This window comes from Pedobacter immunditicola, from assembly GCF_037482985.1.
GTDB classification, from domain to species: Bacteria; Bacteroidota; Bacteroidia; order Sphingobacteriales; family Sphingobacteriaceae; genus Pedobacter; species Pedobacter immunditicola.
Genome location: NZ_JBBHKC010000001.1, coordinates 372,129 through 384,504, shown reverse-complemented (window position 1 = coordinate 384,504; position 12,376 = coordinate 372,129). Strand labels below are relative to the sequence as shown.

The 12,376-nt window shown below is 41.4% G+C and carries 8 protein-coding genes; 1 reads left to right on the top strand and 7 read right to left on the bottom strand.

Annotated elements, in window-relative coordinates:
- Positions 1-5: 5 nt before the first annotated feature.
- Positions 6-3,260: a SusC/RagA family TonB-linked outer membrane protein gene (locus WG905_RS01645; protein WP_339589948.1), complete on the bottom strand. Its 3,255-nt coding sequence runs from the start codon at positions 3,258-3,260 to the stop codon at positions 6-8.
- 603 nt (positions 3,261-3,863) lie between these two features.
- Here WG905_RS01645 and WG905_RS01640 point away from each other — a divergent pair.
- Complete coding sequence (locus WG905_RS01640) at positions 3,864-4,217, top strand: hypothetical protein (protein WP_339589947.1); 354 nt, start codon at positions 3,864-3,866, stop codon at positions 4,215-4,217.
- A 92-nt stretch (positions 4,218-4,309) separates the two neighbouring features.
- On the opposite strand, the gene WG905_RS01635 is transcribed toward WG905_RS01640, so the two are convergent.
- The 6 genes from WG905_RS01635 to WG905_RS01610 all read right to left on the bottom strand — a co-directional run bounded on the left by WG905_RS01635 (position 4,310) and on the right by WG905_RS01610 (position 12,283).
- A complete protein-coding gene (locus WG905_RS01635; RefSeq protein WP_339589946.1) occupies positions 4,310-5,851 on the bottom strand; it encodes a sulfatase family protein in 1,542 nt (513 codons plus the stop codon).
- A gap of 108 nt (positions 5,852-5,959) precedes the next feature.
- Positions 5,960-7,108 carry a formylglycine-generating enzyme family protein gene (locus tag WG905_RS01630; protein WP_339589945.1) on the bottom strand — a complete coding sequence of 383 codons (1,149 nt, stop codon included), beginning with the start codon at positions 7,106-7,108 and terminating at the stop codon, positions 5,960-5,962.
- A 9-nt stretch (positions 7,109-7,117) separates the two neighbouring features.
- Positions 7,118-8,431, bottom strand: a complete 1,314-nt coding sequence (locus tag WG905_RS01625) for a DUF3472 domain-containing protein (RefSeq protein ID WP_339589944.1) — start codon at positions 8,429-8,431, stop codon at positions 7,118-7,120.
- A gap of 129 nt (positions 8,432-8,560) precedes the next feature.
- On the bottom strand, positions 8,561-9,331 hold the full coding sequence (locus WG905_RS01620; protein WP_339589943.1) for an alpha/beta hydrolase: 771 nt from the start codon (positions 9,329-9,331) through the stop codon (positions 8,561-8,563).
- A 29-nt stretch (positions 9,332-9,360) separates the two neighbouring features.
- Positions 9,361-9,744, bottom strand: coding sequence for a VOC family protein (locus WG905_RS01615; RefSeq protein ID WP_339589942.1), 384 nt, complete (start codon positions 9,742-9,744; stop codon positions 9,361-9,363).
- Positions 9,745-9,826: 82 nt separating this feature from the next.
- On the bottom strand, positions 9,827-12,283 hold the full coding sequence (locus tag WG905_RS01610) for a TonB-dependent receptor domain-containing protein (RefSeq protein WP_339589941.1): 2,457 nt from the start codon (positions 12,281-12,283) through the stop codon (positions 9,827-9,829).
- Between the last annotated feature and the right edge of the window lie 93 nt (positions 12,284-12,376).

The window sequence follows — 12,376 nt, the reverse complement described above, 5'->3', positions numbered from 1 at the left end:
AGAAATTAGAAAGTAATATTAACACCACAAGAATAAACCTGGGCTAACGGATAAGTTTTGCCATCATTCCAACCACTCAGACCTACTGTCTCCGGATCAAAAATCTTACTCATTTTGGTGATGGTAAATAAGTTGTCGCCAGATACGTAGAACCTTACATTAGAAAGGCCAATTTTAGACCCAGTACTTCTTGGCAGGGTATAACCCAATTGAAGATTCTTTAGCCTGATGTAAGCACCATTTTGGATATAACGTGTTTGTGTTTGCTGGTTTTTGGTGGTATTAAAGTATGGCTTAGGGAAATAAGCATCTGTATTTACACCTGCCAAACCGCTGCCTACCATGCCGGAAGTTTCATCGCGGAAGAAATCCATGTGTTCATCAAATCCTGCAGATTGCCACATGTTACCATTTGCACCCCAGAAATACGGTCCGTTTGGCATGTAATCTCTTTTACCTACACCTTGAAAAAATGCCCTGAAGTCGAAACCTTTATAATCAAGGCCAAGATCCAGACTGAAGCGGTAACGAAGCGATGAATTTCCAATGATGGACCTGTCGCCTGCATTGCTTAACACACTTGATCCAGCATCGATTTTACCATCACCATTGAGATCTGCATACATGATATCACCTGCACCCCAGTTACTCCCCATCGCACTCTGGTTATTATTGGCCAGATGCGCATCCATCTCTTCCTTCGATTTGGCAATACCTACAGTAGTGTATCCCCAGATTTCGTTATTCATTCTATTATTGTACCACTGACTGATATTTCCAGTTGGGTTTGGATAATTGGTTACCCTTTGCTGATCATCAGACAATACCGCACGCACCGAGTAGCCCAGATCGCCGATACGGTCCTGCCATTTGGCTTCAATTTCAAAGCCGTAAGACTCCATGTCTGCATTGTTTACCTGTGGAACCGCTGTACCTAATATGGCAGGCAATTCTGGTGCAGGTCCAACCATATCAGTTGTTATACGTTTGTAATAATCGAAGTTAACGTTCAGGCGGTTTTTAAGCATTGCCAGATCGAAACCAATGTTCCAGCTAGCTACTCTTTCCCATGTTAACATGGAACTCACAATGCCGGGTGCATTGGCCGTGTTTGGCTTGGTGCCGTTAAGCAACCAGTTGCCTGTAGTCACACCAATAGGTTGGGTAGTATAAAAAGGATACCATAAATCCGTGTTCTGGTTTCCGAGTTCACCATAAGATCCCCTGATTTTAAAAACCTGAACATCATCCAATCCCCAGAAATCTTCCTCGGCAACATTCCAGCCAGCAGAAACCGATGGGAAAAGATTCCAGCGCTGATCGCTTAAAAATCTTGATGAACCATCATAACGGGCATTCACCTCCAATAGGTAACGTCCTTTGTAGTTATAATTCAGGCGACTAAAAAAGCCCGTGGTTGCCCAGTTCATGTACTGACCTTCAGTAGCGCGGCTTTCATTCATCGCTGTACTGATGGTTGGTAATTCAGGGGAAATTAAACCACTGCGGGAGCCGCCCAGGGTGCGCACTTTATTTAGTTCATGATTGAAACCACCTAATATTTTAAAATTATGATTCTCATTAATCTTAAATTCATAATCTGAGTAAATATTGGTCGTAAAATAATTTGCCTTGTTATTATATTCTGAAACATAACTGTAGCCTGCCGAGTTATACCCTACTGGTATAGCGTATGGGTTCTCCGCAACATCATAAGCATAAGCAGGTAGAATATCGTTGTGATTATTCACATTGGTAATTCTCACGTTTCCGTCTGCCACAATGTTCCAGCCTTTTGCCGGTGTTAACACCAATTGCCCTTGCTGATAAAGAATGTCTTTCTGGTTGATCACCCGGCCGCCATCTATCATCTGTGCAATTTCACTTGGGTCAGAAAAGTATCCATTTGGATCATAAACCGGTACTGTTGGCCAGCGTCTGGCAATGTTATGGTAAAACAGGTCATTCTGGTGAGAAGCTTTGGTATAATCTTCCCTGATAAACCTGCTGGTATAGTTAAACTTAGCGATTTTACTAATCGTGGTGTTGATCTTACCGGTGAGAGAATAACGTTTAAAGGCATCACCTGAATAGGTCGTAATCCCCCCCTGGTCTAAATAACCGGCAGAAACAAAATATTGTGTCTTCTCCGTACCACCATTAATATTAACGGAATGATCCTGAGAAAATGATAAGTCTTTGTATTGTTCTTTAAACCAATCGGTGTTGGCGTTTGAGCCGGTATAATACTCCCATTTACTTCCGTTGGCATCTGCTACGGTGGTAAAATCTATTTCTCCTTTTTGATATTTGATGATATTATCAATCACTTTGTCAGAAAATAACGGAGATTCTCCGCCATTGGCAGAAGCCTCATTCCAATAACGAGCAAAAGTATGGGAATCCATCATGGTAGGTAATCCCATTGGTCTATTCCAGCGGAAATTGTTGCTGTAACTTACACTTGGTGTACCTGCTTTACCTTTTTTAGTGGTAATTAAAATTACGCCGAAAGGGGCACGGGATCCATAAATAGAAGATGCTGCAGCGTCTTTTAAAACGGTTACACTTTCTATATCCTGTGGGTTGATGGTATTCATATCACCTTCCATACCATCTACTAAAACCAATGGTGCAGATGATGAACCGGCACCAATCGTTCCGGCACCCCTGATGTTGAAAGATAAATTCTGATTTAACTCACCCCCTAAACCACCGGTTTGAAAGTTTAATCCGGGCATCAGTCCCTGAAGGGCTTGTCCTACGTTTTGTACCGGACGTGAAGCCAATGCTTTTGCGTCTATAGAAGATACAGCACCGGTAAGGTTCGCTTTTTTCTGCGTTCCATAACCCACAACAACAACATCATTAAGGTTATTAGCTTGCGGCTCAAGCCTGATCAGCATTTCTGCCCTGGTTACTTTAACTTCATAGGAGTCATAACCCACATAGGAAACAACCAGAATGGCAGATTCATCGAGATTTTTAATCGCAAACTTTCCGTTTGCATCTGTAATACTTCCAGTATTACTTCCTTTTACTTTAACAGTAGCTCCGGGTATGCCCTGGCCACTTTCGTCAACAACTTTACCAGATACATCAATGGCTGCCCTGGTGTATTCGCTGGCTTTTAGATCGAATTTTGCAGCATCGGCCTGCAATACGCCAGTCATGAGTAGAAATGCGGTAAACTTTATGGTCAATATAATTTTTGTTCTCCTATGGGATAGCCCATACGAGTTAAAATTCTGAATTTTCATACATTTTGGTGTTTAGGTTTTAATATCATGTGGTCTGAATAGATTGACCACATATAGCTTATATGCACTGGTTAGTGTTTTTGATAGTAGAGTTTTATTGAGTTGAAGCCTCCTTTCATTTGGTTAAAATTGAAAGTAGCGCAGATAAACGTAATAACGGCTATTTGCCAAAGGCTATTTCACCGCAAACGTTTGCATTTTCTCTAAATATGCAAAGGTTATCGGATTAGGAAATTAGAAAGACGTCTTTCAAAATCCGTCCAACCTTTACACTAAATCAGTCAAACGTTTGCACGGAAAACTTGCAAAGCTATTGTTTATGTTTAGCGTTCAAACTTTTACTAAACCGACCTTGATGCCTATTAATAGGCGTCATAATTAAACATAATATGAATATAGATTCTTTGATACTGATCTCACAGCCTCGAATAACCGATAAGCCCAATTCTTTTATGATATCGTCATTAAAAATTACGCCTTCGATATCAGATATAGGCGACTGAAACGCCATTTAATGAATATCTAAACAAACGTTTGCGCGAATATTATTTCATACATAATACAATATAGCCTCGTAACCAATACAGACAAATTATATTTTCAATGAACACTGAATTAAAATTATCACTGTTGTGCATGCTGTTTAGCGCGTCTACATTTCCGCAGCGCGATACCATTGCTTTAAACAAAGACTGGGCTTTCAAAATAGACAGCTTATTTGATTGGGCGAACGATGGTGGTTTGATCCGTCAGGTTGCTTTAATTGTTTCTGATCGGCCGGCTGCCGCTTATATTCATGCTGAGCCCGAATTAAATGTAGAAAATAATGCCGGGAAAATAAAAATACGGCTGGGTTTTGAAGAGGCTAACAAAAACATCAGACTACAGGTGAAGATCACCGAAGAAAATCAGTCTACTCATCAAACCATTTTAACGAATACGGCTAAACCGGTCTGAAAAAATGCTGTAGCCACTCTTGAGTATGATTTGGCTGCAGTTAAACCATGGCATTTTGTTGTATTAACTGATGAGCAGCTGATTGTTACCCCTTATTTCTCAGCAACGATAGCTTTGGCATCTTCATCTTCATAACGATTGATTTCCCTGTTTAAAGTCTGCTTCATTTGTTTGGTTATCTTTTCATAACCCTTTTTGCCATAAAGATTTTTCATTTCATTTGGATCATTTTGCAGGTCATACAACTCCCAGCCTGTAACCCTCTTGTAAAACCTAACCAACTTGTATCTTTTCGTCCTTACCCCAAAATGTGGAGAAACGGCATGCTCTCCATTTTCATAATAATGATAATAAAGCACATCCCTGCCTTTTGCCTTTTTATCCTTCAACACAGGCAACATCGACTTACCCTGAACATCCTCCGGGATGGCTATACCTGCCGCATCAAGCATGGTGGGGGCAATATCCAGGTTCATCACGAATTCATCTGATATGGTACCGGGCTTAACCACACCGGGATAACGCATCAGCATTGGTGTGCGAAAAGACTCTTCATAAATAAAGCGTTTATCAAACCAGCCATGCTCACCCATATAAAATCCCTGGTCAGAAAGGTAAATTACAATGGTATTCTCAGCCAGATCATGTTTTTCAAGATAGTCCAGCGTACGACCAATATTTCTATCCAGGGACGCAGCGGTACTCAAATAATCCCGCATGTAACGCTGATATTTCCATTCTGTCAGTGCATTTCCAGTTAAGTTCTTCGCTTTTAAATCTTCCTGGATCGGTTTATAATAAGCATCAAACTTTGCGCGCTGCGCAGCATTCATTCTTACCACAGATCCTTCTTTAGTATCATCGCTTAACATTTTTAAATCATAGCCCATTACCATGGTTTTTGAAATTGTCATGTCCTGAACTTTTGCAGCTTCCCGGCCTTCATAATTATCATAAAAATTATGCGGTAAAGGGAAATTGATATGATCATATTTTCCAAAATCAGCAGTATCAGGAATCCAGGTACGGTGGGTAGCCTTATGGCCGATCACAAGGGCAAATGGTTTGCCGGCATCCCGGTTGTTCAGCCATTGTTCAGCTTCATCTTCAACGATATCAGTCACATAGCCCTCCACTTTTTTCTTATTTCCATCCATCATATGGAAATCAGGGTTATAATATTGTCCTTGTCCGGGTAGAATCTGCCAGTAATCAAAACCCTGAGGATCAGATTCCAGGTGCCACTTGCCTATCCATGCCGTCTGGTAACCACCAGCCTGCAGCTGTTTCATGAAAGAATCCTGGTCGCCATTAAATCTTGAATTCTCGTTATCCTTAAAGCCATTTTTATGACTGTATTTCCCAGTCAATATCACTGCCCTGCTCGGCCCGCAAATCGAATTGGTTACATAACCCTTGTTAAACAACACCCCCTCTTTCGCAATGCGATCGATATTCGGCGTTTGTACCTGTTTGTTTCCATAAGCACCAATGGCTTGAAAAGCATGGTCATCTGATACGATGATCACGATATTTGGTTGTTTTTGTGGTGCCTGAGCCTTTGATTGCTGCTGGGCCTGTGTTTGTGCCCACTGACAACAAATTATAAAAAATAACAGGGCGATTTTCTTCATGGTTGTTTTGTTCTGTTTAGGAGTAATTGTAGATGAATACGCATATTGCCTATGTATGTGGTATACTAAATGCTAGCCTATTTCGGTTGTAATTGATTGAACTTAAATCTATTTTGTGGATACACATCGAAAACCTGTATTCTGTAAACCTGTATCGGCAGAGGTTTTCATTCTGGCAGTCACCCGGTAACCTTTGCAATAAGAATCGTTACACATAAACGAACCGCCTCGGGTAACCTTTTTAGGTACCGATGGTTCATCAGGATCATGACTAGTTGCAGGGCCTGCGGGGTTTTTTATTGTCTTGTGACTTACCTGCTGGTAATAATCTTGTGTATACCAATCAGAAACCCATTCCCATACATTCCCCGCCATATCATATAAGCCATAAGAATTTGGAGCAAAGGAACGTACCGGAGCCAGTCCGTCGAACCTATCCCAGTCGGTATTTTTATCCGGAAAACTTCCCTGCCAGGTATTGGCTTTCGGTTTTCCGCTTTCCACAGGTTCATTGCCCCAAGGATAGATATTATTTTTAAGTTTCCCACGGGAGGCATATTCCCATTCTGCTTCAGTAGGCAAACGCTTACCGGCCCAGCGGGCATAGGCATTGGCATCTTCCCAGGAAACCTGGGTAACAGGATAGTTATCTTTCCCCTTGATATTGCTTTGTGGCCCTTCGGGGTGTTTCCAGTTAGCTCCCGGCGTCCATGCCCACCACTGTGAAGCATTATTCAAAGGAACAGGATTTGCTGGCGGATTAAAGGTGAGCGCAGCAGGCACCAGCACGTCATCCGCAGGTTTAGGCGTTCCAGGGGGCAATTGTTTTTTGATCTCCTCCCAATCAGGTTTACGTTCGGCTGTTGTTACGTAGCCTGTGGCCTTTACAAAAGCGGCAAACTGTGCATTGGTCACCTCTGTTTCATCGATCCAAAAACCATCAAGTTCTACTTTGTGTGCAGGATATTCATCCGTTCTGCCTTCTTTATCGGTGGCACCCATACTAAAGGTACCGCCGGGAATAAATTTCATACCATCATGAGAACCCGCTTTGTCAGACAAAGGATGCTCTTCTAGCGCCTTGCTTGCTGCAACGCCAAAACGGCTTGGTAAATGACTATGGCAGGAAGAATCTGCAAGGTGCGTTTCTTGTGCCAATTTTTCTTCTTCTTTAACTTGCTGCGTGCAGGACAACAGTAATTGTGTGCAGGACAATAGTAAAACTAAAGGTAAGAGGCTTAAGGTTTTATTGTTCATTTTATTCATTTATTGTAGCTTGCTAAAGTCAATAGCAGGAGCTTTTCGGTTTGTCGAAGGTCGGTTTAACATCTTCTTCAAAGGCGTGTCATCACTAAAAAAGCCACCATTTCGTAAATAAAACAGTCCTCCTTCAACGCCACCACCAATGTCCTTTCTAAACTCTCTTTTGGCAATGTCGTCGCCTGTAAACCTGGCAGTTAAAACTTCCGTCCAGTTTCCTTTCACATCTCTGAGCCATTGGTTACCAAAATTAGCTTTTCTTTCCAAATTACCCATTTCCGGATCAAAATTTTCCACAAAAGCATATAATCCTTTAAGCCTGGTTTGGGTGGTAGGACGAATGAAGCTCGCAATTAACATCCATTCTTTGCCCGATGGTTTAAAATAAGAGGTATAAGTAGTGGTGTTTTGAGCAGGGTCGGGTTGTGCACGGGTCAGGAAAGCATAGGTTTCACCAACTTTCCAGGGATAAACAAGGTAACTTTGTCCGCCGGAACCTTCATTTCCAAATTCTCCGGTATATACATCCTTACCCTTCTTCAACAATTTTATTTTTAAGCTGTCGGGGATGGCGCCGGGGTCATCAGTTACAAATGGGCTCCACAGGGAGAAAAGCACCCTGCGTTCAGTGGGAGAATTTACCTGGATACCAAAATAACCTTGTCCGAAGCCGTTGGCCTGAAAATAAGAGCCTATAGGATCCATCCCTTTGGGCACGTTGATTTCCGAATAAAACCACTCTATGTCTTCTTTTATTTCTTCAGGAACGATATAGTTTAAATGTACCGAGGGACCTCTACGCCCCCAGTAGAACCGGCTTTGTTCATTGTCTTGCACAAAATGAATTCCATGGGTCACCTCATCTCCTTTAACAATTAAATGAGATATTTCACCAAAGTCAGCGCCGGTTTTGTCTAAACCCTGTATATCAATTTTTACATAACCTTTTTTAATGATCTGAAAAGTACCGATGGCAAGGGTGTCATAAATTGAATTGGAGGCATGTTTAGTGAAAGATTGCTTGCCATAAGAAACTTTGAACCTGCTTTTCCCTGCAGTTACTTTCATTCGTAAAGCCAGGTCGACTTTCCCCACGTTCTCCACCTTGAAGTAGATGCTGATCACCGATCCTGGACTTTTCCAGTTTCTTAAACCGGCAGTTTTAATTTCTTCAACCGCCCTGGGGTCTTTTTTATTTACCCAAGCATTACCCCCTAAAGCAATAGAGACAACAGATTTATTTTCCGCCGGCAAACCGGGTTTAAAAGAAATCAAAAGAACACAGGACAATAAAGTAAGGGAGAACAGGATTTTTTTCATGAAGGTTTAGCGTTTAGTGTAAATTCATCAAAATGGTTAATGATCTGATGATGAATACCTAAATATATAAAGCCAGATGTAAAGGCTGTCATTCCGTGGAGGCTGATTTAGCGCAAACGTTTGATTAGGTTAGTCTTCTTCCTCCTGTTCCTCGATCCAATTATACACATAATCAGCTACTTCCTCCCATTCTGGCTCACCGCAAATGAAATGGCTCCTGTTGGAGAACTCTTTCATCGCAATCACACTCTCCCTATCTGTATAAGCTTTAAAATTCTTCTCCGTTAAGGCTGCAGGGATGATATGATCCTTTTCACCTGCAATCAATAATAAAGGAGCATGGGGTAAATCGGTGTTGATTTTGCCGGCTTCACCCATACAATTGCGGAGTACATTGCGGCTATCATGGGTGGCATAATTTAAATAAGCTTCTTCAGCGTCACCTACGGTCAGCGTATTGGCAAAAGCATCATGAAAGATTTCGGCAGTCATGTAAACCGGTTCATTGCCTTTTAATGGATTCATGATCAAGGTAGCATTCTTCAAATAATCCCAGTCAAAATCAAGCATGGCATTTGGCGCTACGGCATCAATGGCTACACCGATACCGGCCAGACCGCGGCTTAAGAGCAGCTGCACTATCAGGCCGCCAACAGAATGGCCAATCATGACCGGCTTATCCAATGTTTGGGCAATGGCCTCAAATTCAAGGAGCACATCTTCCAGCGTTAAATCTCCTAAACCTTCGGGTGGGTTTTCCTTCAGCTCAACAGGATCACCTTCATGTAAGGGCCATGAGGGAGCGATACATTGATAGCCCCGCTGGGAAAAAAAGTCCACCCAGTTCTCCCAACTTTTGGCATTTTGAAACATACCATGTACAAAAATAACACTCCTCATTGCCCTCTTGATTATTTAATGCGCTGGTCTTAAATGATTGCAGTGGTTAACCACCAGATATTTCCAAACGGATCCTTAATGCCGGCACTCCGGCCATAATTTTGATCTGCAGGCTCCATAATACTGAATGCCCCATTGGCTAAGGCCACCTCATAAGTTTTATCACAATTGTCAAGGTAAACGAATAAACCTGCATTTTGCACGCCGAAATCTTCGGATTGCTCCGCAAACATAATCACACTGCCACCGATTGAAATTTCCCCATGCATAATCACTTCGTCCTCACGCATAATGATCTGTATCTCTTCGGCGTTGAACACTTCCCTGGTAAACTTAATGAAGCCTGGTGCATTTTTCAATATTAAGTAGGGCATTACAGTTTGATAGCCTTCAGGCAGATTTACGTATTCCATAATTTATATTTGGTTTTAAGGTTATGGAAAAATACATAACAAAGCACTGATAAACAAAGTTTTATTATTACTTAACATAAAGTTAACCTCCTGATTTTACCCTTTTAGCTTCTTCTTCAGCACTGCTGGAACGCTGCCTTGCCCCTTTAATCTCGCTGCTTCCAAAACGATAGGTGATGGTGGCACGGAACACCTGGCTTTCCCACTTCTGACTAACCACGTAATTTTGCGAAGGAAGCGCACTGGTTACCCTACCCTTTCTCAGGTCAAACACATCATTTGCAGCGAGTTTAAGGTTTATCTTTTTATCCATAAAGTTCTTGCTGATGGCCATATCAATGCTATACTGAGGATCAATCAGCAACGTGCCATAAACCTGTTTGGATTGATAGTTTCCCGACAATTCAAAATTCGTACTTGGGTTGATGGTAATGGTTTGATTGGTATTGATATTAAATGCCAGTCTGCCACTTTCATAAGGTGCATCTAAAAGGTTTGGTGTTTTAAATTTATTGTAAAAAACGGTCAGGTTATTACTGCTGTTCCACCATTTAGCAATTTTTAATGGTGAGCTGACATTTAAGTTATATGAATCCTGCTGGGCAAGGTTCTGCTCAGATATAAAGATTGTCTTTTGAACTGTATCAGACAACAATACTTCTGTAATCACATCACTGGTATGACTGAAGCCTAAGGTCGCATTAATGGTTTTTTTGTAAGAATAAGAAAGCTCAAAAGAATTGGTGTACTGCGGTCTCAAAAATGGATTTCCGTATTGGTAAGAATATAAGTCCACATAGTATACAAATGGATTCAGCGAGCCATAATTTGGACGGTCTATTCTCCTGGTATAGGAAACCCCCATATCATGATTTTTAGAAAGCTCCTGGTTCACGAAAACAGTGGGAAACAGGTTAAAATAATGACGGTTGACTATTTTTTGCTCCGTAATAGAATTCCCTTTAGAGTTGGTCTGCTCAGCCCTTAAACCCAATTGTACGGTAGTACTTTTAAATTTCCTGTTTAAATTCACATAAGCAGCATTGATATTTTCATCATAGATAAACTGGTTGCTCCTAGTGACGTCATTTTCCCATTGGCTGTTGCCATGGTTGAAAGTAGAAAACTGATAATTGTTATCCGTTGTAACCAGGCTAGACTTCAGGCCCATTTCTAACTTCATTTCTTTATTAAGGGGATAAGTATAATCTACCTTTCCCGACCATATTTTTACGACCGATGGGGTACCATTTCTAAAGAGGTAGGCAGGCTTTAAAGGCTGACCGCCATTATTTAAATACAAATTATCGAAATCATTTAGCTGATTACCATTATACCTCGAAAAATCCACGTCGGCAGAGATTTCCTGTCCCAGGGTATCAATAGTACCCTTATAATTAAGGTTAAAGGTGATGCCGGTATATTTTGAATCGCTTAGGTTTTTAGCCACCACAGATGAATCTGTAACTGAAGGGCTGCTTCCGATCAGTGTTAAAACATCGGCCCCACTATCGCCATTACTGTTATAGCCATTGAAAGCAAGGCCAAGGGTATTTTTATCATTGATAAAATAATCTATCCCGCCTTTATAATTGCTGTTGTTGCGTTCCCTGATGTTGTCACTGGTCTGGTTAAAAAAGGTTTGATTGGAGGTCGTATTGTTGACCCTCACGATATCCAGCTCATTGATCCTTTTGTTGCGTCCATAATCAAAGTTGCCAAATACATTGAACTTTTCTGTACGGTTATTTAAAGAAAATCCACTGTTGGCCTTATAGTAACGGCCATAGCCGGTTCCTACAAATACGGATCCGTTGGTACCGTAATTACGGTTTTTCTTTAACTTGATGTTGATGATCCCTGAGTTACCGGCAGCATCATATTTTGAGGATGGATTGGTAATCAATTCAATGGACTGAATGGCCGATCCTTCTGTAGAACGCAGTAAATTAGCCAGTTGCTCGGCAGACAAGTGCGTCGGCTTACCATCAATCATAATTGTAACCCCTTGTTTACCTCTTAAACTGATGTTGCCATCTTGATCAACTGTAACACCGGGAGCTTTTTCAAGAATTTCAAGTGCCGAATTGCCTGTTGCAAGGGCACTGTTCTCCACATTGAGTACAGTTTTATCAATCTGCCGCTCCACAAGTGGTTTTTGCTTCACAATCTCCACACCTTTTAATTCCCTGGCGTCCTGACTAAGTTGTGTCTGGCCAACACTATGAACTTTTTTAAGATCATTGACTTCAAAAGGCCCTTTCACCACCTTCTTGTAACCAACGACATTAATGGAAACCAGGTAATTGCCTTTAGGCAGGTCTTTAAATTCGTATTCACCATTATCCTTACTTAAAGTCCCTTTGACAGTGGTAGAGTCTTTAGCATTTAACAAGCCGATGGTGGCATAAGGGAATGCTTTTTTGGCTTCATCCAGTACTTTACCGGAAATTTGGCCAGTAGCAGTGCTCGTTTGGGCATTGACAAACGTTGTTGTCAATAGAAAACTGCATATCGCGAATAAGAATATCCTTTTCATTTTCAAATTCTTTAAGCATAGGTATTCCACGTACGCTTCTAGGCGTATTTTTTGGAATACGTAAATGTTTCGGTGATTTTTACTAGTGTTTAT

Excerpts from the sequence above, each read along its gene's own strand:
- WG905_RS01640 (WP_339589947.1), top strand. The coding sequence starts at position 3,864 with ATGAACACTGAATTAAAATTATCACTGTTGTGCATGCTGTTTAGCGCG.
- WG905_RS01635 (WP_339589946.1), bottom strand. The coding sequence starts at position 5,851 with ATGAAGAAAATCGCCCTGTTATTTTTTATAATTTGTTGTCAGTGGGCA.
- WG905_RS01625 (WP_339589944.1), bottom strand. The coding sequence starts at position 8,431 with ATGAAAAAAATCCTGTTCTCCCTTACTTTATTGTCCTGTGTTCTTTTG.
- WG905_RS01630 (WP_339589945.1), bottom strand. The coding sequence starts at position 7,108 with ATGAACAATAAAACCTTAAGCCTCTTACCTTTAGTTTTACTATTGTCC.
- WG905_RS01615 (WP_339589942.1), bottom strand. The coding sequence starts at position 9,744 with ATGGAATACGTAAATCTGCCTGAAGGCTATCAAACTGTAATGCCCTAC.
- WG905_RS01620 (WP_339589943.1), bottom strand. The coding sequence starts at position 9,331 with ATGAGGAGTGTTATTTTTGTACATGGTATGTTTCAAAATGCCAAAAGT.
- WG905_RS01610 (WP_339589941.1), bottom strand. The coding sequence starts at position 12,283 with ATGAAAAGGATATTCTTATTCGCGATATGCAGTTTTCTATTGACAACA.
- WG905_RS01645 (WP_339589948.1), bottom strand. The coding sequence starts at position 3,260 with ATGAAAATTCAGAATTTTAACTCGTATGGGCTATCCCATAGGAGAACA.